Source organism: Archangium sp. (assembly GCF_036277355.1).
GTDB lineage: Bacteria > Myxococcota > Myxococcia > Myxococcales > Myxococcaceae > Archangium.
Map to the genome: position 1 here is coordinate 1 of NZ_DASUNC010000193.1, position 21,292 is coordinate 21,292.

Sequence of the window (21,292 nt, forward strand, 5' to 3'; positions counted from 1 at the left end):
TGACGCCTGGAGGCACATACCGCCGGACCAGGGTGCCATCGAGTCGATACAGCTCATGAATGGCCTTGTTGTCCGCCCGAACCATCGAGTCGAAGGCATCCAGCTCGCGCTGCAAGTCCCGCGAGTTGGAGACATGGTTTGCATTGTGTCGTACGCCATCGGGCCGGATTGACGAGGCATCTGGCTTGCGGAAATTGACCCCCTTGGTGGGTCTCCGGTCGTAGACCTCGACCTTGCCAGCGCTCTGCTGGGGCTTGTTCTTCCTCAAGGGAGAGGAACTCCCCGCGCAGCCGCAGCCCCCATGGGGATGCTCGCGCCTGGGTCATTCCCGCCGCTGCCGGGGACTCCCCCAGCAGCCGCAGTCGAGGATGGGCCGGAGGCTGGAAGGACCGGAAGGCGGCGAGAAGGGGGCGTATCTCCTCTACGCCCAGCTCTTCCATTCCCGGGTGGGGCGGCGAGGTGGGAAAGGAGAGCCGAAGCGGGCCTCCGGCAGCGGGCTGATGAGCACCGGCAGGGGCTCGGGCCTGGTGAATCCACCCGCTGCTTCCTGCTCCTGCTGGAGGTGTTCCTCAATGCCTGCCAGGGCTCGTGCGTGTTGCTGCTCCGGGTCCGTCGGGAGCCGCGCTCGAGACGTCGCGCACGCAGCGCAGAAGGCGAGGCCCGACAACAAGAGCAGGTGTAGCAAGAAAGGGCGACGTCTCATGCGAGCCGGCTCCTCGGGTGTGTCCATGGAGCCGGCTCACCGCCAGAGCGCGTGAGCCGGCCGGAGTCCGGGGCGGCTCAGAGGCGCAGGCCGGCGAACAGCTGCACGTTGAAGCCGCTCAGGCTCCAGGTGGACTGCGAGTCGGAGATGGTCACGTTGCCGGCGCGGGCGGTGTACGTGTACTGGCCGGCCGAGTAGCGCAGGCGGCCCTCGGCGCCGAAGAAGAGGTTGTCGCTGAAGAAGTACTTGGCACCCAGGCCCAGGCCCACCGAGGGGCCCACGTCGCTGCCCACGTACTCGAAGTCGGTGCTGGAGCCGGAGCCGCCGGAGACGGTGCCGGCCACGCGCGTGGTGGTGAGGGTGGCGCCCGCGAGCGCCAGTCCGTAGAGGTCCACCTTCTCCAGGCCGGGCGAGTTGCTCGGCAGCAGGTGGTAGGAGGCGCGGACGTGCGGCGAGTAGAACATGCTGCTCCAGCTATAGCCGGTGAGCGTGTTGAGCAGGAGGCAGGCGGAGACACAGCCACCGATCTCGAACTCACCGCCGAGGGCCAGCACGCCGGGGCCCAGTGGCAGCACGCCCACGTCGGCGCCCACGCCCAGGTTGACGAAGGCCAGCACGATGTCCGCGTTGAGCATCGCGCGCGCGTCGATGTCGCCCACGCCCTGCACGCGGTTGAGCCGGGGTGCCGGCTGGGCCTCCGCCGCGGACGTCTGGGCCTCCTGGGCCCGGGCGGACGTCACCGTCAGCAGCGAGGCCAGGCACAGCATTGCGATTCTTCCCTGCATGTTTTCCCCTCCAGGTTTCACGTCACGGTGTCTCGTGTGCCACGTCGAATGTCACGCGCTGGCGGGGCTCGAGCCGGAAGGTCTTCTCCCAACGGGCCTTGCCGGTGGTGACGACGAGCTGATGCTCCCCCTCGAAGAGGGTCAGCTTCGGGCCCGCCTTGCGTCCATTGAGGAAGATGCGCGAGCCGGCCGGGGCGCGCACCAGCACGGTGCCCCTGCCCAGGAGGATGCGCTGCTTCGTCGTGCCCTGGGGCTGGACGGTGATGGCGCGGGTGGTGCGCACGCCCTTGGTCTTGTTGCTCAGCTCCAGCGTATAGGCCCCGGGTGCCAGCGGTACCAGCAGCGGCGTCTTGCCGAGCCGCTTGCCCTCCAGCGACACCTCCACCGGTGGCATCACGAGGAGCTGGAGCTTCGTATTCACCACGGGCGCCTGGGCGGCGGGCGTCTCGGGGCTCGCGGACGCGGGCGGGGTGGCGGGCAGTGTCCCCGAGGCGGGCACCACGGCGCCTCCCGGCGTGGACGGAGACGGCCCCGCCGCGAGGGCCACGGCCGTCCCCCCATCTCCCTCCAGCGCGGGCTGTGAGGTGGCCACGGCCGTTCCCCCATCCTCCAGCGCGGGCTGCGCGGCGGCCGGGGTGGGCTCCACGGGCTTCGCCGGAGCCGGGGCCACGGCGGAGGACGGCTTGGGCTTGGGCCGGGCGGCGGAGGCCACCTGCGCGGCCGCGGGTTGCGCTCCAGCCTGCTGTTGCTGCTGCCAGAAGAAGAAGCCACCGGCGGCGGCCGCGATGGTGGCCAGCGCCCCGGCGAGGAGCGGCAGGCGCGAGCGCCGCTTCCTGGGCACGGGCGCGTCGTCCTCGGCCGGGGGCGCGGGGGGCGTCCGGCGGGCGGCGGGTGGACGGGGCGCCTCGGGCTCGTCCGGAGGAAGCGGGCGGGGCGGCTCGGCGAGGGGCGGCGTGCGGGGCTCCTCCTGGAGCTCCGGTGCGCGGGGCTCCTCGCGCGGAGGCAGCGGGCGGGCCACGCCGGGGCGGGAGTGGCGGCCGGTGAGCTCCATCACCGAGTCCAGGGCGACTTCGTCGTCCTGCTCGAAGGGGACGTCGTGGAACTCGGCGTCCGCGTTCTGCGTCGCCTCGTCGAGGACGACGGGGGGGATGCTGCCCGTGATGGGGCGCGAGGGCGCGACGGTGGCGGTGTTGCCGGAGGGGCGCGTGGGGGCCACGGCCGGCATCCCCGTGAGCGAGGCGCGGCGGGCCACGTCCGCCAGGCCGATCTCCAGCATCTGCCGCCGGGTGGCGCGCGCGTCCCGGTCCGGTGGGAAGAGCTGGGCGAGGAACTCGGAGAACGTCTCCGCGGAGGGCAGCCCCTCGACGGCGGCCACCACGGCCTCGCGGAACTCGAGGGGGGTGGCGTAGCGCTCGTTGCCGCGCTTGGCGGTGGCGATGCGCACCACCTCGGCGAGGCCTCGCGGAACGTCCGAGGGCAGGGGCGGCAGCTGCCGGGTGATGACGGCCTGATCCGAGTCCTGCGCGTCCTGGAAGGGCATGCGCCCCGAGAGGCACTCGTGCAGCAGCAGGCCCAGGAGGAACACGTCGGTGCGGGCGGTGACGGCCTCGCGGCCGCCCATGAGCTGCTCGGGGGCGCTGTAGTTGCGGCGGTTGCGCACGCGCCGGCCGTTGCGCTCGCGCGGGGCGACATTGAGGGCCCCGTAGCCCGTCACCTTGCACACGCCATTGAAGGAGACCATGACGGTCTCCGGGCGCAGATCTCCGTGGACGAGCGGCGTGCCGTCATCGTTGCCGGCCAGGTGCGCGTAGTGCACGCCCATGGCCACGTCCGAGACGATCAGCGCGGCGAAGGCGGGGGGGATGCGCGGACGCACCTCCAACACCCGGCGCAGCGACTCGCCATCGGCGAACTCGGTGATGCGGGCGAGCCCGGCCTCCAGGGGCACCAGCCCGTGGACGCGCAGGATGTTGGGGTGCTCCAGGACGGCGGCGCGCTGTGTCTCGCGCTGCAAGTGGGCGGACAGCTCGGAATCCCGGGTGACGTCGGGAGGCGCCCAGACGAGCACCACCGGACGGGGCGGGACACCTTCCTCGAGCGCCAGCCCGAGGAATGCCCGGGAGCCCTCGCCGGCCAGCAGCGGCCCGAGCGGGTGATAGCGAACCTGACTCATGCAGGCCCCCATGCTAGCAGGCCCGGGCCGGGGAACCGCTAGGGCCCTCTCCAGGGGCCCCCTTTCCCTAGAAGGGCAGGGTGATGTTGTAGCGGTAGCGGCCGCGCTGCACGAGCAGCAGGACGCTCCGGGTGCCCCGGGCGGACAGCAGGGCCTCCTGGAAGGCGGTGGGCTCGGCCACCGGCTGGTTGTTGATGCGCAGGATGACGTCTCCCTGATCCAGGCCGATCTCGTCCGCCGCCGAGCCGGGGCGCACCGCCTGGATGGCCATGGCGCCGCGCGTGGGCTTTACCCTCAGTCCCAGCCGGTTCCACCCGAGGGCCTCCACGAGCTGGGGCGGGAACTCGGCGGGCGTCACCTGGAGGGTGCGCTGGCCGCCCTCGCGGAAGAGGACGAGCGGGAAGGCGGCGCGGGCGGGGTAGCCCCGGGCCCGGCTGATGTAGTCCTCGGCATCGGAGATGCGCGAGCCGCCCATCTCGGCGAGCACGTCACCCCGGCGCACGCCCGCCTGCTCGGCGGGGCTGCCCGGCTCCACGTCGCTGACGACGACGCCATAGGTCCGGTCCCACCCGAGCTGCCGGGCGAGCCGGGGCGACAGCGGCTGCACCTCGATGCCCACCCAGGACGGGCGCACCTTCCCGAAGCGGGTGAGCTCGTCCATGATCCGGCGCACCTTGTCCGCGGGGATGGCGAAGCCGATGCCCTGGGCGCTGGCGATGATGGCGGTGTTGATGCCGATGACATCCCCGTCCACGTTGAGCAGCGGCCCGCCCGAGTTGCCCGGGTTGATCGCCGCATCCGTCTGGATGAAGTCGTTGTAGGTCTTCCCATCCGCCTTGAGGGAGCGGCCCGTGGCGCTCACCACGCCCGCCGTCACCGTCTTGCTCAGCCCCAGGGGGCTGCCGATGGCGATGACCGTTTCGCCGATCATCAGGTCCGAGGTGGTGCCCAGCTTCGCCGCGGGCAGCGGCTGCTTGGAGCTCACCTTGAGCACGGCCAGGTCGTTGTTGGCGTCGCTGCCGATGACCTCGGCCTCCAGCTCGCGCCCGTCGGCCAGCACCACGTGGATGGCGGAGGCGCCGCGGATGACGTGGTCGTTGGTGATGATGATGCCGTTGGGGTCCACGATGACGCCGCTGCCCAGGCCCTGCTGGCGCTGGCGCTGCTGGGGAACGCCGAAGAACTCCTCCAGGGGCGAGCGGCGCCCGCGGAAGGGGGACTCCTCCTCGCTCTCGGTGCCGATGAAGACGACGGCGGGGGAGACCTTCTGCACCACCTCGACGATCTCATTGCGGCGCCGGGCCGCGTCGGCGCGGGCGCTGGTGCCGCTGGTGAAAGTCAGCAATACGGCGAGCAGCAGTCCCCACCGGCTCACTTGGTTCTTCACGTCAAGTCCTCCCTCTGAGGCATGGCAATGTCGGCTCCATGACGCCCTGACTGTCGGGAACTCCGCAGCAGGGCGGGCATTCCCGGCCCCCGGACTGGCGTACAGGTCCGGGGTTGAATGGAATGAGCACATGAGTCTCGTCCTTGTGGCGGACGATGAGCCCGCGGTGCTCGAGGTGCTGAGCCAGGTCGTCGAGGACCTGGGGCACGATGTGATCCAGGCACGCGATGGCGAGGAGGCGTGGAACCTCGCGCGGGCGCGCCGTCCGAATCTGGTGGTCACGGACCACATGATGCCTCGCCTGAGTGGCGTGGACCTGTGTCGCAAGCTCAAGAGCGACGAGGTCCTCGGCCGCGTTCCCATCATCCTGTTGAGCGCGGTTCTCCCACATGGTGCGCCCGAAGCGCACGCCTTCCTGCACAAGCCCTTCGAGATCACGGACTTCGAGACGTTGATCCGCAAGGCGTTGGAGGAGGCACCCCGGCCAAAGCCGCTGGAGGGGGCGTCGGCGATGGAGGCGCTGGGGGACTGGGTGGCGAGGGGCTTCGAGGGGCCGCTGGAGACGGCGCGGGCGCAGGTGGAGCAGCTGCGGGGGGAGGGGAAGGCGGAGAGCGGAGCGCTGGAGACGCTCGGGGCGCAGCTGAAGACGCTGGAGGCGCTGACGAGGGATTTCCGGGAGGCGGCGTACCTGGCGGCGCGCACCGTGGTGGTGGTGCCGGTGGTGGCGGACGTGAGCGTGCTGGTGCGTCAGAAGCTGGAGACGTGGAAGCAGCGGCACCCCGAGGTGAGCTGGGAGCTGCGGCAGCCGGCGGCGCCGGTGGAGACGCGGTTCGATCCGGAGCGGCTGCGCCGGGTGTTGGACGGGCTGCTGGGCCATGCGGTGCGGCACGGGGGCCTGGTGCGGGTGGAGCTGGAGGCCTCGCCGTCGCTGGTGACGATCCGGGTGAAGGACGCGGGCCCGGGCATCTCGGACGAGGAGCTGGGGCACCTGTTCGAGCCGTTCGGAGCGGGAGCGGGGCTGGGGCTCTACATCGCCTCGGAGCTGGCGCGGCTGCATGGCGGCGGGCTGTCGGTGGAGTCGAAGAAGGGGCAGGGCACCACGCTGAGCGTGATGCTGCCGAGGAGTTGATCCTCACGGCCCCAAGCACGGATCCACCCCTCTCCCTTCGGGAGAGGGACGGGGTGAGGGTATCGCGAGCCACGGGTTCCCCCGGTGGCCCCTACTTGCGCTGCTCGGACTTCAGCATCCAGCCGATCATCTTGTAGAGCAGGCGCGCGCCCACGTTGCCATCCCACTCACCGCCCTCGGGATCCGGCGCGACCTCGGTGAGGTCGAAGCCGACGATGGTGCGGCCGGAGCGGACGACCCCGGAGATGAGGGCGACGGCCTCGGGGAAGGAGAGTCCGCCGGGGACGGGCGTGCCGGTGTGGGGGCAGAGGGTGGGATCGAGCCCGTCGATGTCGAAGGACAGGTAGACGTGCTGGGGGAGGCCCTCGAGCATGGCATCGACCTGGCGGTTCCAGGGGATGCCGTCGAAGCGCTTGTGGTTGATGTCGGAGTCGAAGAAGGCGCGGACGCGGCCGTTGGACGAGGCGATGTAGCGGTGCTCGTCCTCGCTCATGTCGCGGATGGCGACCTGGACGAGCGACTTCACCCCGGGGATGCGCTCCATGACGTTGTGCATGATGGAGGCGTGGGACCAGGTGAAGCCCTCGTAGGCGTCGCGCAGATCGGCGTGGGCGTCGAGGTGGAGGACGCCGAGGCCGGGGTACTTCTCGGCGTGGGCGCGGATGATGCCGAAGGAGATGGAGTGCTCTCCCCCGACGGCGCCGACGCGCTTGCCCTGGGCGAGCCACTGCTTGGCGGTGCGGTAGACGGCGTCGTGGAGCTGCTCGCAGAGGGTGTTGACCTCGGTGGAGGCGGCCTGGAGCTCGGGGTTGGAGGGGTCCACGCCGCCGGCCTCGATGATGGGGACGGCGCGCTCCTTGGCGCGGGTGTTCCAGGCGCGCCACTCGGCGGGCTCGGGGAGGAGGGCGATGCCGCGCTCATAGGGGCGGCCGGTCTCGACGTCGAAGAGGTCGACCTGGCGGCTGGCCTCGAGGACGGCGGAGGGGCCGTCGGAGGTGCCACCGCCGTAGCTGGTGGTGGCCTCGAAGGGGACGGGGATGAGGACGACGTGGGCCTCCTCGGGGGAGTGGGGGAGGCCGAAGATGCCGGAGTCGGGGGGGGCGGCGGCGCTGGGGTCGAAGGCAGCAGGCATGATGGCGGCGGAGGATAAGGGGCCGTGTGCGCGAAGCAACGATCCTCTGCGTCCGGACAATCCGGGAGAGGGACGGGTGCCACGGGCCTGGGGTGGAACCCCTGTCCGCCCGCTCGCTGGCCTGTCGCCCGATGCCGTACACCCTGGCCCGGAGGTCATTGCGAGTCCGAGCGTCTGTCTCCAGCTTCGCCCTCCTGACAAAGGAGGGGCCTCACTTCCCGGGGCACGCCATTCGTTCTCCAAGAGGGCGCATGGACGAGACCCGGGAGGGAGCGATGAGCAAGGATGCTCCATGGGAGGACAGGGAGGCGTGGCCGGTCACCGGTGCGCCCCAGGCTCCTGGGGCCTCCGGGCCCGCCTCCGAGTCCGGTGACTCCTTCCTGAGGGAGGTGCTCCAGGTCGAGCCTGCCTCCCGGCTGCCCGTTCCCGGACAGTGGCTCGGGGGCCTGGAGGGCCGGCGTTTCGAGATCCTCGAGCCGATGGGCCGGGGCGGAATGGGGCAGGTGTTCCGCGCGAGGGACGCGACGCTGCGGCGTGAGGTGGCGCTCAAGTTCCTGCTGCCCCGCCCGGGCTTCGAGGAGCTGGCGCTCGCCGAGGCGCGGGCGGTGGCCCGGCTGGACCACGAGAACATCGTCCGCATCTTCGACGTGGCGGAGTGGAGCCCCGCGCCCGGCCAGGCCCGGGTGCCCTTCCTGGTGATGGAGTGCCTGGAGGGCGAGTCGCTCGCCGGGCTGCTGCGGCGCGAGCGCCCCGGGCTCTGGCGGGCGCTGGAGATTCTCGAGGCCATCGCCGCGGGCCTGGCGCATGCGCACGAGCGGGGCATCGTCCACCGCGATCTCAAGCCCGGCAACGTCTTCCTCACCCGCGAAGGGACGGTGAAGCTGCTGGACTTCGGCCTGTCGCACCTGGCCGTGGAGCCGGTTGGCTCCGAGCTCCAGCTGGCGGGAGGCACTCCGGCCTACATGGCGCCGGAGCAGTGGCGCGGGGAGCCGCAGGACGCGCGCACGGACATCTGGGCGGCCGGCGTGGTGCTGTACGAGCTGCTCACGGGCGAGCCGCCCTTCCAGGGGGCCACGTTGGCGGAGCTGCGCGAGCGGGTGACGTCCCCGGAGCCAGCGCCCTCGGTCCGCGTGCGCCACCCGGAGGTGCCGCGGCGGGTGGCGGTGCTGCTGGCCACCGCGCTGGCGAAGGACCCGGCCCGGCGTTTCTCCTCGGCGCTGGAGCTGCGGCAGGAAGTGCGCGAGCCGCGGGGAAGCTCGGCCGAGCCCCAGCGGCGTCAGGTGACGCTGGTGTCCTGCCAGCTCGGGGGGCTCGCCGAGAGCGGAGGGCCGCTCGATGCCGAGGACATGGGCGAGCTGGAGCAGGCCTTCCACGAGGCGTGCCTGGAGCTCATCGAGCGCAACCGGGGCACCGTGGCCCTGTCCATGGGCGGCGAGGTGCTCGCGTGCTTCGGTTGGACCCTGGGCCGGGAGGATGACTCGGAGCGCGCGGTGCGCACGGGGCTCCAGCTCACGCGGGAGCTGCGGGACACGCTTCAGCGCCGGCTGCCGCACCTGCCCCTCTCCGGCCTGTTCGTGCGGGGTGGCATCCACACGGAATGGATGGGGGTGGGCCCGCGGCTCCAGGGCGAGGCCCCCAAGGTGGCCGCGTGGCTCGCGCGGCGGGCCGGGCCGGGAGAGGTGGTCGTCAGCGACACGACGTGGAAGCTCGTACGGGGCGCCTTCCAGGCCGAGCCGCTCGGCACCCACGTCTTCGAGGGACTGTCGGGACTCGTGAGCCTGGAGACGCACCGCGTGCGGGGCGAGCGGGAGGTGGCCTCCCGGTTCGAGCGGACGCACGTGGCCGGACGGCTCTCCCCGTTGGTGGGGCGGGAGCGCGAGTTGGAGCGGCTCCTGGGGTGGTGGGAGCACGCGCGGCGGGGACGGGGGGCCTTCGTCCTGGTGAGCGGTGAAGCGGGCATCGGCAAGTCCCGGCTCATCGAGGCGCTGTGCGAGCGGGTGGCGGAGTCGTCCACCCTGATCCGGGTGCAGTGTTGGTCCCGGTACAGCACCCACGCCCTGCACCCGATCCTCGAGCTGCTTCAGGTGGTGGTGGGCATCCGCCAGGAGGATCCTCCCGCGCTGCGCATGGAGAAGCTGGAGGCGCGGTTGGGGGCGCTGGGCCTGTCCCGGGAGGACCGGGAGCTGCTGGGCCTGTTGCTGGGCCTGCCCGTTCCCGAGGGCTCACCGGTGCTCCAGCTCACGCCCGAGCGGCGCAAGGAGAGGACCTTCCAGTCCCTGGTCCATATGCTCATGCACTGTCCTTGTGAGGACCCGCCGCGGCTGCTGGTCATCGAGGATCTGCACTGGGCCGACTCCTCCCTGCTCGAGTTCCTGGGCTTCCTCCTGGAATGCGTTGGGAAGGCGAGCTTCCTCGTCGTCCTGAGTGCCCGCCCGGAGTTCCAGCCGGACTGGCACGAGGGGGTGCACCGGTTGATGATGGAGCGGTTGCCGGCCGGGCGCGCCGCGGCCCTGGTGCGACAGGTGGCCCGGGAGCGCGAGCTGCCGGAGCGGACGCTCCAGACACTGGTGGAGAAGACGGATGGCATCCCGCTCTTCATCGAGGAGATGACGCGCATGGTCCTGGAGGGAGGGACGACGGCGTCCATCCCGCTCACCCTGCACGAGTTGCTGCTGGCCCGGTTGGATCTGCTGCCCTCGCGCCAGAAGACCCTGGCCCAGCTGGGCGCGGTGGTGGGGCGGGTCTTCTGTGGCAGGCTGCTGGCCGTCCTGTCGGAGCGTGATGAGACCACCGTGCTGCGTGACATCGCCGGGCTGATGGAGGCGGGGCTCTTGATCGAACGGGAGCGGGAAGACGTGCCCGGGCCGGAGTACCTGTTCCGGCACGCGCTCTTCCAGAAGGCCGCGTACCGGTCCCTGTCCCGGAGCACGCGGCGGCGCTACCACCGGCGCCTCGTGCCGGCATTGGAGACGCACTTTCCCAGGCTGGTGGAGGAGCGGCCGGAGGTGCTCGCGCACCATCTCACCGAGGCGGGAGAGCACGTGCGCGCCATCGGCTACTGGGCGAGGGCCGGACGGCTCGCCCGCGAGCGTCACGACAGCCTCGAGGCGCTGGGTCATCTGACCCGGGCGCTGGAGCTGTTGCCCGTCCTGACGGACGACTCGCGGCGCCTCCAGCGGGAGCTGGAGATCCGCATGGACCTGGGCCTCGCGATGTTGCAGGTGCATGGCTACGATGCGCCCGAAACGGAGCGGATGTTCGCCCGGGTCTGGGAGCTCCTCTCCCGGGTAGGCGAGGTGTTGCCGCGGCTCGACCTGTCCTTCTGGGGTCTCTTCGCCTATTACCGGGGACGGTCCGAGTACCACCGGGCGAAGGAGCTGGCGGAGCGGCTCGTGGACCTGGGCAGGCGCCACGGCCAGTTGGAGCTCTGGAGCCTGGGCGACGTGATGAGCGCGGTCATCCTCTTCTCCTGGGGACGGCCGTGGGAGGCCGCGCGGGCTCTGGCGCGTGTCCTGGGCCGCCCGGAGCCTTCTCTCGAGGAGCACCGGGCGCTGGCCATCCGCTATGGGACCGATCCCTGGACGATGGCGCTGGCCGAGAGCGCCATCGTCCAGGCCGTCCTGGGACGGATGGAGGAGTCGCGACGCCGTGCCCGGGAGGCGCTGGAGCTGGCTGGCCGCGTCGGTCATCCCTCCTCGCTGGGCTCCACGCAGGTCTATGTGGCCGTGGCTCGCCTGCTTCGCCGGGAGGCTCTGGGAGCATTGTCGCTGGTGGACCGGGCCCTCTCGTTCGCGAGCGAGCGCAGATTCGTGATGTGGAGCACGTGGGCGACGCTCGTCCGGGGAGGGGCCCTGGCCGGGCTGGGGCGGTCGCGGGAAGGCCTCGCACTCGCGCAGGAGGTCCTCGAGGTCTGGCGCGGGCGGGGCATTCATAACGGGATTCCCTCCTGCTTGAGCGTGATCGCACAGACCCGGTTGGCGTTGGGGCAGGTCCAGGAGGCGTTGGCGGCGATTGATGAAGCACTGGCCGAGAGCGTGGAGACGGGGGAAGTCAGCAGCGAGGCCTGGCTGCACCTGCTCCGGGGCGAGTGCCTGAGGCGGGCGGGAAGGGACGAGGAGGCGGGCTCCTGCTTCGTCCGCGCCGTCGCGGTGGCTCGTGCGCAGGGGGCGGGCCTGCTCGAGTTGCGTGCAACGGTGAGCCTGTGCCGCTTGCTGAGGGATAGGGGACAGGCGGAGGCGGCGCGGAGGATGCTGGAGCGGGCCTGTGCCGGGTTCGAGCCGGGCGGGGAGTGCCTCGATCTGCAGGAGGCGCGGGCGCTGCGGGACGAGTTGTCGCGAGGGGCGGAGCCCGCGTGGGGAGTCGCCAGCCCCTGAGCCTGGGGCTCAGCGCTTCGGGCGCCGGGGCCCCCTGCCTCGTGCCTCCTCGAGCTCGTCGGGCATCCACGGCATGTCGAGCAGCTCCTGCAGGTCGAGCAGCGAGTCGGCACGCAAGGCGCCGCGCCGGCCCCGGCCCACGACGAAGCGCATGGGCCGGTCGAGCAACGGAAGCTCCTCCTCCACGAGCGTACGTGCGAGCTTCTCCGGGAGATCGAGCCGGACCACCCCGAAGGGCTCTTCCGTCTCGTCCTCCTCCACTTCGTAGGCCAGCGGCACCTCGCGGTCGCGGATGAACACCGCGTCTGGCAGGGACAGGAGCTGCTCACGGGTCCCGGGCGGCACCAGCGCGTCCAGGTCGAGCGCCAGCGGGCGCGCGAGGAACTCCTCCATCGAGGTGACGCCCTCGAGCCGGGCCTCGTAGAGGGCGGTGAGCTCGGGCACCCCGAGCTTCGCCGTGCGTCCACCCGAGCGGCGCCACAGCTCGCGCACCTCGTCGATGGCGGGTTGGTTGTGGCGCACCGCCGGGTGCTCCGCCTCGCCGCGTGCCAGTGCCTCCGCGAGCGCGTGCCGGGCCCGGCCGGCCTGGTCCGGCCCCCAGGCGGGGAGCACCTCGGCCTCGCTCTCCAGCTCGAAGCCGGCGTACTCCACGTGCCACTCGCGCACGAGCGACATGTACCGCGTGTCGTAGGCGATCCCGGCCTCGGTGCGGCGCGCGTACTTCTTCAGCACGTCGAGCGGGAGGTGCGTGCCCTCGATGGCCGCATGCGGATTGCCATGGCGGTCGGCGAAGTAGCGGAGCGGCCCCGCCACCGCGCCCCAGCTTCCGCACACGCTCGTCTTCGAGACGCGGGCCTGCTCGCCCGAGGCCGTCCGCTCGTCGAGGGTCAGATCGAAGGGCATGAAGCACGCGAGCAGGTCGGCGAAGCGGCGGTACACGGGCGCCTCGACGAGGGGGAGCTGCTCGGGCAGGTCGAGGCGCAGGCTCCGGTAGACGCCCGCCATCACCAGCGCCGCGTCCTCGAGCGCTTTCACCAGCACGCCGCGCCGCTCGGCCCAGCGCTCCAGCTGCTCCGCGTGGAACAGGTGGCGCGGGAGCCCGTACACCTCTCCGATGTATCCCGCCTCGCGGTACGCGTCGGCGTAGAGGTTGTAGGCGGTGAGGTGATCGCTCCCGGGGGCGAGCACTCCCTCCAGGTCGCGCTCCTCGCGCGTCATGCGGTGGAGCGACTCGATGGCGCTGCACACGGCCAGGTAGGGGAGCAGCGCGTCCTCGGCGTTGACGATCAGCTCCGCCCAGGCGCGCTCCACCGGGAGCGCCTCGACCGCGCGGCCGTAGGACGAGAGCCGTCCCTGCGCGTCGATGATGTTGCGCTCCCGCAGCCGTTGGAGCACGCGCTGGTAGGCGGCGCGGTCGAGCGGCACGGGGAGATCCAACGTGTCGGCCCGCACCCCGAGCGCGGCGGCGGTGAGCGCCACGCGCTCCGGGTCTCCGGCGAGCTGGAACTCGGGCCCGGTCGGGCGGAGCGCGAAGAAGTCGATGTCGCGGTTGCTGAGGATGAAGATGCGCCCGCCCTCCACGCGGCCGTGCACGCGTCCGGCCATCTGGAGCAGCTCGTTGTTGCCGAGGTGGAGGCGCGTGAGCACGTTGCGTCCGCGCTCGACGAGATTGGCGAAGCGCGTGTCGTCGATGACGATGGTGTCGAGCCCCGGCACGTTGAGGGCGCTCTGTCCCGCGGCCGTCATGGCGAGCAGGTAGGGCCGGGGCGCCGTTCCCTCGAGGAAGGGACGGATGGCGCGGATGGGCTCGCCGCCGTGGTAGTGCGCCGTGTGGATGCCGGGCCAGCGGTGGCGGACGTACAGGGCCGCCTGCTCGACGGCCGCCCGCGTGGGGAGGAAGACGCCCACTCCGCGTTGCTCCTTCTCCACGGTGCGCAGGAACGCCTCGTCCAGGAAGGCGAGGGGAGGCCTGTTCTCGACCACGACGGTGGCCACCTTCTTCGGATCGAACGCTTGCACCTGGAGCACGTCGGCGCTGCCGAGGTAGCGCGCGTAGAGCGCCGGGTCGACGGTGGCGGAGAGCCAGATGAAGCGGCAGCCCACGCGCTTGCCGAGCGCGAGGCAGAGCTCGAGCTCCGCGGACGTCTGGTGGATTTCGTCGATGACGAGCGTGTCGTGCGCAAGGATGTCGCCGCTCTGGAACCAGCGCCGCGCGATGCCGGTCGTCACGATGATGACGTTCCAGGAGGGCGTCTCGGGGGTGGCCTCGCGCTCGCGGTTCACCACGCCAACGCGGAGCGGGGCCGAGCCTCCCTGGCCGACGATCTCCTCCGCGATGAGCCGGATGGCGAGCGTCTTTCCGGTGCCGGTCCCGGCCACGATGCCAAAGCCCTCTCCGGAGCGCGCCAGCTCGCGCACCCGGGGCCCGTGGTGCTTCTCGAGCCAGGTTTCGAGGCTCAGTCCGAGCGCGAGCTCGATCGTCTCGCACGCCGCGCGCGTGGGGGCGATGACGATGACGCGGCCCGTGGGGGGCTTGGCGGAGACGAAGGCGTCATGGTCGGGCGGCAGGTGGCGGTCGATCGGCGTGCGCACGCCGCCTACTCACGCACGGCGGAGCGCCTCGGGGAAGGGGGCGATGCCACCGCGCGCGGGTTCCCCGTCAACGATTGACCGCTTGAGGCCCGGGCGCCGCGTCACTCCCAGCGGAGGACGAGCTTGCCCACGGTGTCGTTGCTGGCCATGCGGGCGAGGGCCTCACGGGCCTCGCGCATGGGGTAGACGGCGTCGACCACGGGGGTGAGCGTCCCGGCGCGGAAGAGGGGAAGCAGGCTGCGCTCGGCGGCCTGGGCGAGCGCCATCTTCTCCTCGGGAGGCCGGCTGCGGAGCACGGTGCCGGTGACGCGCAGCCGCCGGGTGAGGAGGACGTCCAGGTCCACGGGCGCCTGCCGGCCGGCGACGAGCCCCACGAGCAGGACGCGGCCCTGGGGCGCCATGGCCCGGAGCGTCTCCGGGAGGTAGTCCCCGCCGACGAGCTCCAACGCCAGGTCCACCCCGCGTCCCCCGGTGGCTTCCCGGATGGCCTCCGCGAAGCGGGGAGGGGCCTCACACAGCACCGTCTTCTCCACGCCCCAGGCGGGGGCGCGGGAGAGCTTCTCCGCGTTGCGCCCCGTCCCCAGGCTCCGGGCCCCGAGGGCGCGGCAGATCTGCGCGGCGGCGGAGCCCACGCCGCTGGCGACGGCATGGATGAGCACGGACTCGCCCATGCGCAGGCCGCCCTGGAGCACGAGCGCGTCGAAGGCGGTGAGGTAGGCCTCGGGGAGCGCGGCGGCCGGGGCGAAGTCGAGGTTTTCCGGCAGGGGGAGGGCCTCGCGCTCGTGGGTGATGAGCTGCTCGGCGAAGGCACCTCCGCCCACGAGCCCCATCACGCGGTCACCGGGCTTGAAGCGGCGGGCGAGCGGGCCGGTGGCGATCACCTCGCCGGCATACTCGAGGCCGGGGACGTCGGAGGGGACGCCGGGAGGGGCGGGGTAGCCGCCGCGGATCTGCAGGAGATCGGCGCGGTTGAGCGCGGTGGCGCGCACGCGCACGAGGAGATCCGAGGGGCCGGGAGTGGGGGCGGGACGCTCCTCGAAGTCGAGCACCTCGGGACCGCCGGGACGGGTGATGCGGAGCACCTGCATGGGAGAGCACCTGGGAGGTCGTTGAACCGGGGCAGTCAAGCACGGATGCTCCCGGCCCCCCACCCGCAAGCTCTTCGAGGTGTTCTGGGGCGACTACCTGGAGTCCTCGAGCACCGGGCAGCTCGACGCGTCCCAGCGCGCGCCCGGTCTGCATCAGGGGCTGGACACCTTCCTGGAGGGAGCGCCCTGGCTGGCGGGGAGGGGGCCGTGAACGCGCTGGCCCGAGCGGGCACCGGGGTTTATGAGTACGGCGTGTCCATGAACCTCAAAGAGTGTTCCGTCTGCCGGAAGCCGGTCGCCCCGCGAGCCGAGAACCCGGCGTTTCCTTTCTGCTCCAAGCGCTGCCGCATGGTGGACCTGGGGCGCTGGCTGGGAGAGGAGTACCGGGTGCCGGACCGGCAGGCGGACGAGCAGGAGGACGAGCTGCCGGCCGAGCAGCATCCGGAGCGGGGCGGCGACGCGTGAGCGGGCTGTGCGACCTGCACTGCCACCTGGTGCCGGGGGTGGATGACGGGGCGCGCACGTTGGAGGACGCGGTGGAGATGGCGCGGGCGCTGGTGGACCTGGGCTTCACCACGGTGGCGCCCAGCCCGCACGCACGGCCCGAGTACCCCTCGCACGCGCGGCAGGTGGTGGAGGAGCGGCTGGCGGAGCTGCGCGAGGCGCTGGCGCGCGCGGGGGTGAAGCTGGCGCTGGGGACGAACGCGGAGAACTTCCTGGATGAGGCCTTCCTCCGGGGGCTGGGCACGCCGGAGGCGCGGCTGCTGGGGGCGGGGCGGTACGTGCTGGTGGAGCTGCCCTACACCTCACCGGTGCCCACGTTGACGGACATCCTCTTCCGCATCCGCCTGAAGGGGGTGACGCCGGTGCTGGCGCACCCGGAGCGGAGCCTGGAGTTCGAGCGTCCGGGCCGGGCGGCGGAGGCGGGGCGGGCCGGGGCGCTGCTGCAGCTGGACGTGGGGGCGCTGACGGGGCGGTACGGGGGGACGGCGAGGAAGCTGGCGCGGAGCTTCCTGGAGGAGGGGCTGTACGCCCTGGGGGCGACGGATCTGCACGGGCCGGTGGGCGCGCGGGAGTGGGTGGGAAAGGCGCTGGGGGAGCTGCGGAGCAGGGTGGGGGAGCGGGCCTTCACGCGGCTGATGGCCACCTCGCCGGGCCGCTTGCTGGCGGGGGAACCCCTGGAGTCCGGGGTGGGGTGAGGGTATACGGGCCGACGTGAATCGCGCCGTCAAACTGATCGCCAGCCTGCTCGTCACCCTCGTCTGCTCCTGGTGGGCCTTCCGGCACACGAACTGGGACTCGCAGATGGCCAGCCTGAAGTCGGCCAACTACCTGTGGGTGTTGCCGTACTTCGTCATCCTGACGCTGGTGCACCTGTCGCGGACGCTGCGGTGGGGCTGCCTGCTGTCGGGCATGGAGCGGGTGCCGTTCCGCCAACTGAACGAGGCGTCGGGCATCGGCTTCATGATGTTGCTGGTGCTGCCGTTCCGGTTGGGCGAGTTCGCGCGGCCGTTGCTCATCGCGCAGCGCAGCTCCATCCGCCGGAGCGCGGCGATGACGTCGGTGGTGCTCGAGCGCATCACGGACGGCATGTCCATCGCGGTGCTGATGCGGGTGCTGCTCTTCTTCGTGCCGGCGGAGGTGCCCGAGGTCCGCTACGTGAAGCTGGGGGCGAACCTGATGTTCGCGGTGTTCGGCGGCGGGCTGCTGTTCCTGCTCTTCGCGCTGAAGCACCAGGCGACGGCGGTGGGGCTGGTGCGCTCCACGGTGGGCCGGGTGGCGCCGGGCGTGGCGCACAAGATGGCGGACATCGTGGACACCTTCGTGGGGGCGATGCGGCAGTTGCCGGACCGGCGCCAGATGGGGCTCTTCTTCCTGTACACGGTGGTGTACTGGGGGCTGAACGGGGCGGGGATGGCGTTGCTGTCGAGGGCGTTCGGCCCGACGAGCCTGACGCTGTTCCAGGCGTACGTGGTGATGTCGGTGCTGGTGGTGGGCGTGATGATTCCGGCGGCCCCGGGGATGGTGGGCACGTTCCAGGCGGCGATCAGCGTGGGGCTGTCGCTCTTCCTGCCGGCCTCGGTGGTGAACGGGGACGGGATGGCGTACGCGAACGTGCTGTGGCTGTGCCAGACGGTGCAGCAGGTGGGCTTCGGGGTGGTGCTGATGTCGCTGGGGCACCTGTCCTTCAAGGAGCTGGCCGGCAAGCTGGACAAGGAAGGGCAGCAGGCCTCGTTACCGTCCGCCTGAGCCACTTGCCCCACTCCACTCCGCCCATTTCCCCTCTCCCCTCGGGAGAGGGACGGGGTGAGGGTATCGAGTGCCCCGGGTTCCCCCACCGTGAAGCACCCCCGTCCCGTCACAGCTCCTCGTTGAGCCAGCGGATGATGGCCTCGCGGATGGAGGGGGGGCGCTCGGAGGAGCCGCGGGTGCCGAAGCCGCGGGTGTCCACGGCAGGAGGAGCCTTCTCGCGGGAGAGGGCGGGAGTGCGGGCCTGGAGGGGCAGGGCCGTCCTCACAGCTCGCCCCCGGAGTGGGCCTTGCCGTACTTGGCGAGCAGATCCTCCACGGCCTCGCGCAGGTACTCGCTCTGGTGGATGCGGGTGCGGCGGGCGAGCTCGCGCAGCTTGTGGACCTGCTCGATGGGGACGAGCACGTGGGTGGAGACCACGGCCTCGGCGGCATCGGGGCCGTTCGAGTCGGCGGAGGCCGGGGTGACCTCGGAGCTCATCGGGCTGGCGCTGGCATCCTGCATCGGAACTACCTCCTCGGGGCTGCTACAGGCCACTACCGGCCTGTGGGCGCATTAGGAGGGCAGGCGGGGAAGCCGTCAAAAAAACCACCCCGGCGGCACGAATGCTTGACGCGCCCGAGGCGGTGGGCCCGTGCCCGCGTCAGGGCGTGGGAGCGTGGCGGGGCAGGCGCACGGTGAAGGTGGTGCCCGAGTCCACCTGGGAGCTCACGGTGATGGAGCCGCCGTGGGCGAGGACGAGCTGCTGCACGATGTAGAGGCCCAGTCCGAGTCCCTGCCGCGAGGGGTGGTTGGCGCGGCGGAAGGGATCGAAGACATGGGGCAGCAGGGCCTCGGGGATGGGAGGCCCCTGGTTGTGCACGGTGAGGACGAACGTGGCGTCCTCGTGGCCCAGGCGCACCTCCACCGGCGTGTCGCGGGCGCCGTGCTGGAGCGCATTGTCCACGAGGTTGGAGACGACCTGGGTGAGCCGGTCCGGGTCCCACTCCCCGGTGTACGGGCCGGGCGCATGGGAGAGCACGGTGCGGCCGGGGTGCTGCACCTCGAGCTCCTCGAGCGTGGCGCGCACCAGGTCCACGAGCTGACAGGGCCGGCGTTGCAGGGGAATGCCGCCACCGAGCCGGGCGCGGGTGAAGTCGAGCAGGTCGGTGATCATCCGCGCCATGCGCTCGGCGCTCCGGGCGATGCGCTGCACCCCGGCGAGCACGGTCCTGGAGACGTCCTCGTGGCGCAACAGCTGCTCGGTGGTGAGGGAGATGCCGTGGAGGGGGCTGCGCAGATCATGGCTGACGATGCCCATGAGCCGCTCGCGGAACTGCTCGGCGCGCTTGCGCTCGGTGATGTCCCGGAAGAAGACGGCGAGTCCCCCCTCGCTGGTGGGATGGACGCTCATGCCCACCCAGAGGTCCAGGGGCGGGTAGTACTCCTCGAACTGCACCGGCACGTGCTGCTCCATGACCTGGCGGAACGCGCGCCGGTAGCTGGAGCCGGGGTGGGCGAGCGGGGGGAACACCTCCCAGATGTTCCGTCCGAGCGTGTCCTCGCGCCGCGTGCGGGAGAGGCGCTCCTGGTGCTCGTTCACGAGGACGATGCGGAAGTCCTTGTCGAGGACGACGAGGGCCTCGCCGTGCTCCAGCACCTCCACCGCGCGCTGGCGCTCGCGCAGGGCCTGCTCGGCCTGTTCGCGCAGGTGGGTCTGCTCTCGCAGCAGCCGCTCGCGCTCCTCGTCGCGGCGCTTGCGGCCGGTGACATCCTGGAAGAGGACGGCGATGCCTTCGTCGGTGGGGTAGACGTGGATCTCGAACCAGCGATCCCAGGGGGCGTAGTGGTTCTCGAAGGAGAGGGGGATGCGCTCGGCGGCGGCGCGGCGGAAGTGGTGCTCCACGGGGGTGCCCACGAGGTCGGGGTAGACCTCCCAGTGGGAGCGGCCGAGCAGCTCCTCGCGAGGCCTGCCCAGGAGCCGCTCGGCCTCGCGGTTGACGTAGATGAAGCGCCAGTCGCGGTCGAAGGCCTCGAAGGACTCGGAGATGTTCTCCAGGAGGGTGGCGACGCGGTGCTTCTCGCGCTCGGCGGCCTCGCGCTCGAGGACGCGCTCGGTGATGTCGAGCACGGTGCCGAGGAAGCGCACCGCGCGGCCCGTCGAGTCGAAGAGGGCCCGGCCGGAGGTGGACAGCCACCGGATGGTGCCGTCCCGAGGGCTCACGGAGCGGTAGTCGAGCCGGTAGGAGCCGCTGCCGGAGGGAGCCAGGGCCCGCTGGACGACCTGGTGGACGTGCTCGCGGTCCTCGGGGTGCACGAGGGAGAGGAAGGTGTCGTAGTCGAGGGGGGAGGAATCCGGGGGGACGCCGAAGAGGGCCTTGCAGCGCTCGTCCCAGAGCAGGGTGCCGGTGAGGGGATCGAGGTCCCAGGTGCCCAGGCCGGTGGCCTCGACGGCCAGACGCAGGCGCTCCTCGTGGAGGTGGGGCGTCTCGGGGCCGGGGGCCGCGGGGCGGGAGTCGGAGTCGAAGTCGGACGACATGGACGAGAGGGGGACCTCTCACGTCGGCCGGAGTTCACGGGGGAGCGGGCAGAAAAAAAGCCCCGTCTCCGAGTGAACCCGGAGACGGAGCCTTGGCCAGGGTCGGACTTGAACCGACTACCTGCGGATTATGAGACCGCCGCTCTAACCAGGTGAGCTACCTGGCCAAATGGTGCAACCGGCTGCTTTTACTGCGGAACTTCGACTGCTTTCTACCGCCCCTCCAGTCGATGCGCAACTTCGTACTGACTTACGCACCTACGTGAACAAGCAGGGCGACACCGTGTAGGTCCTCGAAAAGCAGGTCCACGGGCGGCTCTATACCACAAGGCTCTCGGCGGGCAACGAGAAGGATGCGCTCGCCGAACTGGCGCTCTTCCGGAGGGACCCGGCCGCCTACGTGGCCCGTGCCCAGGAGGCCAAGGCCGCTGAGGAGACCACACCGGGCAACGCGCCGGTCCTCCTGGACCTTCCCACCGTGGAGAGGTTCCTCGGCTACCTGAAGAGCCAGGGTCGCACCGAGCGGCACCGGAAGAACGTCCTCCACTACCTCGCCCAGTGGGCCGAGGTGCTCTACGGGAAGGACCTGCGGCAGCTTCGTCTCCAGGACCTCAAGCAGGCACTCAACGGCTGGTTCGACGCGGAAGCGGGGGACATCCCGGCCAGGCGGCACCGGATCGCGGCCATCAAGGCGTTCTGCTCCTGGCTCCGCGAGGAGGAGGCGGTGCTCACCACCGCCCGGGGCGGGTCCACGTCCAGTTCGTGGATGCCCATGCCCTCGCGGCGGCCATGCGCCTCCGGGCCAGGGGCTCGGCTCCGGCGGACTGGTGGATTCGACAGGTGGTGAGGCGCGCGGCGAAGTCCGTGGGACTGGAGCCGCTACGTATGGGCGAGCTGCGCCACTCCTTCGTCACCTGGGCCGCCGAGTGTGGCACCGAGATGCGTCCGGTGGACGGGGGCGTGCCGCTGACGCGCATCGCGGCCACCATCGAGCACGGTAGGACGCGGCGCATCGGACAATTCGTCCCGTCATGCCGTAAGGCGGGAATACTGCGTTCTCTCATTCTTCCTTCGGCTCTTCTCTCGCTGCTGCCATCGCGGCAGGCTCGTGTACAGAGAGGGGGGCGACAGGGGGGGCACGAGGATGTTGGCAGCAACTGCT

Annotated in this window: 17 protein-coding genes and 1 tRNA gene; 7 read left to right on the plus strand and 11 right to left on the minus strand. The window is 71.5% G+C overall.

Annotated elements, in window-relative coordinates:
- From VFZ09_RS46960 to VFZ09_RS46975, 4 genes are all read right to left on the minus strand, one after another.
- Window positions 1–268 (minus strand): hypothetical protein (locus VFZ09_RS46960; protein WP_329734371.1); only part of this gene is annotated, 268 nt, incomplete at its 3' end.
- A gap of 512 nt (window positions 269–780) precedes the next feature.
- Window positions 781–1,488, minus strand: coding sequence for a hypothetical protein (locus tag VFZ09_RS46965; RefSeq protein ID WP_329734372.1), 708 nt, complete (start codon window positions 1,486–1,488; stop codon window positions 781–783).
- A 22-nt stretch (window positions 1,489–1,510) separates the two neighbouring features.
- Window positions 1,511–3,661 (minus strand): serine/threonine protein kinase, encoded by a 2,151-nt coding sequence (locus VFZ09_RS46970; protein ID WP_329734373.1) that lies wholly within the window; start codon window positions 3,659–3,661, stop codon window positions 1,511–1,513.
- A gap of 67 nt (window positions 3,662–3,728) precedes the next feature.
- Window positions 3,729–5,048 (minus strand): trypsin-like peptidase domain-containing protein, encoded by a 1,320-nt coding sequence (locus tag VFZ09_RS46975; RefSeq protein WP_329734374.1) that lies wholly within the window; start codon window positions 5,046–5,048, stop codon window positions 3,729–3,731.
- A 130-nt stretch (window positions 5,049–5,178) separates the two neighbouring features.
- Here VFZ09_RS46975 and VFZ09_RS46980 point away from each other — a divergent pair, with 130 nt between their 5' ends.
- The gene (locus VFZ09_RS46980) at window positions 5,179–6,177 is read left to right on the plus strand and encodes an ATP-binding protein (RefSeq protein WP_329734375.1); all 999 of its coding nucleotides are present in this window, start codon (window positions 5,179–5,181) and stop codon (window positions 6,175–6,177) included.
- Between the two features lie 91 nt (window positions 6,178–6,268).
- Here VFZ09_RS46980 and VFZ09_RS46985 read toward each other — a convergent pair whose 3' ends face one another.
- On the minus strand, window positions 6,269–7,309 hold the full coding sequence (locus VFZ09_RS46985; RefSeq protein WP_329734376.1) for an agmatinase family protein: 1,041 nt from the start codon (window positions 7,307–7,309) through the stop codon (window positions 6,269–6,271).
- A 251-nt stretch (window positions 7,310–7,560) separates the two neighbouring features.
- Here VFZ09_RS46985 and VFZ09_RS46990 point away from each other — a divergent pair, with 251 nt between their 5' ends.
- On the plus strand, window positions 7,561–11,682 hold the full coding sequence (locus tag VFZ09_RS46990; protein ID WP_329734377.1) for a protein kinase domain-containing protein: 4,122 nt from the start codon (window positions 7,561–7,563) through the stop codon (window positions 11,680–11,682).
- Window positions 11,683–11,691: 9 nt separating this feature from the next.
- Here the strand turns inward: VFZ09_RS46990 and VFZ09_RS46995 are convergent, their stop codons facing one another.
- The gene (locus tag VFZ09_RS46995; protein WP_329734378.1) at window positions 11,692–14,274 is read right to left on the minus strand and encodes a DEAD/DEAH box helicase; all 2,583 of its coding nucleotides are present in this window, start codon (window positions 14,272–14,274) and stop codon (window positions 11,692–11,694) included.
- A gap of 101 nt (window positions 14,275–14,375) precedes the next feature.
- Complete coding sequence (locus VFZ09_RS47000; RefSeq protein ID WP_329734379.1) at window positions 14,376–15,362, minus strand: NAD(P)H-quinone oxidoreductase; 987 nt, start codon at window positions 15,360–15,362, stop codon at window positions 14,376–14,378.
- Window positions 15,363–15,441: 79 nt separating this feature from the next.
- Here VFZ09_RS47000 and VFZ09_RS47005 point away from each other — a divergent pair, with 79 nt between their 5' ends.
- From VFZ09_RS47005 to VFZ09_RS47020, 4 genes are read left to right on the plus strand one after another with little or no spacing between them, the layout of a single operon-like run.
- Window positions 15,442–15,573 carry a hypothetical protein gene (locus tag VFZ09_RS47005; protein WP_329734380.1) on the plus strand — a complete coding sequence of 44 codons (132 nt, stop codon included), beginning with the start codon at window positions 15,442–15,444 and terminating at the stop codon, window positions 15,571–15,573.
- 47 nt (window positions 15,574–15,620) lie between these two features.
- Window positions 15,621–15,827 (plus strand): DNA gyrase inhibitor YacG, encoded by a 207-nt coding sequence (locus VFZ09_RS47010; protein ID WP_329734523.1) that lies wholly within the window; start codon window positions 15,621–15,623, stop codon window positions 15,825–15,827.
- Window positions 15,824–16,561, plus strand: coding sequence for a tyrosine-protein phosphatase (locus tag VFZ09_RS47015; protein ID WP_329734381.1), 738 nt, complete (start codon window positions 15,824–15,826; stop codon window positions 16,559–16,561). The genes VFZ09_RS47010 and VFZ09_RS47015 overlap by 4 nt, the downstream gene beginning before the upstream one ends.
- Before the next feature lie 16 nt (window positions 16,562–16,577).
- On the plus strand, window positions 16,578–17,612 hold the full coding sequence (locus tag VFZ09_RS47020; protein ID WP_329734382.1) for a lysylphosphatidylglycerol synthase transmembrane domain-containing protein: 1,035 nt from the start codon (window positions 16,578–16,580) through the stop codon (window positions 17,610–17,612).
- Between the two features lie 109 nt (window positions 17,613–17,721).
- Here VFZ09_RS47020 and VFZ09_RS47025 read toward each other — a convergent pair whose 3' ends face one another.
- The 4 genes from VFZ09_RS47025 to VFZ09_RS47040 all read right to left on the minus strand — a co-directional run bounded on the left by VFZ09_RS47025 (window position 17,722) and on the right by VFZ09_RS47040 (window position 20,297).
- On the minus strand, window positions 17,722–17,880 hold the full coding sequence (locus VFZ09_RS47025) for a hypothetical protein (protein WP_329734383.1): 159 nt from the start codon (window positions 17,878–17,880) through the stop codon (window positions 17,722–17,724).
- A complete protein-coding gene (locus VFZ09_RS47030) occupies window positions 17,877–18,116 on the minus strand; it encodes a ribbon-helix-helix domain-containing protein (RefSeq protein ID WP_329734384.1) in 240 nt (79 codons plus the stop codon). Before VFZ09_RS47030 ends, VFZ09_RS47025 begins: the two co-directional genes overlap by 4 nt.
- A gap of 139 nt (window positions 18,117–18,255) precedes the next feature.
- A complete protein-coding gene (locus VFZ09_RS47035) occupies window positions 18,256–20,130 on the minus strand; it encodes a PAS domain-containing sensor histidine kinase (RefSeq protein WP_329734385.1) in 1,875 nt (624 codons plus the stop codon).
- Between the two features lie 93 nt (window positions 20,131–20,223).
- A tRNA-Ile gene (locus tag VFZ09_RS47040) sits at window positions 20,224–20,297 on the minus strand.
- Between the two features lie 233 nt (window positions 20,298–20,530).
- Here VFZ09_RS47040 and VFZ09_RS47045 point away from each other — a divergent pair.
- Entirely contained in the window at window positions 20,531–20,977 is a 447-nt protein-coding gene (locus tag VFZ09_RS47045; protein ID WP_329734386.1) for a hypothetical protein, read from the plus strand.
- The last annotated feature ends 315 nt before the right edge of the window (window positions 20,978–21,292 follow it).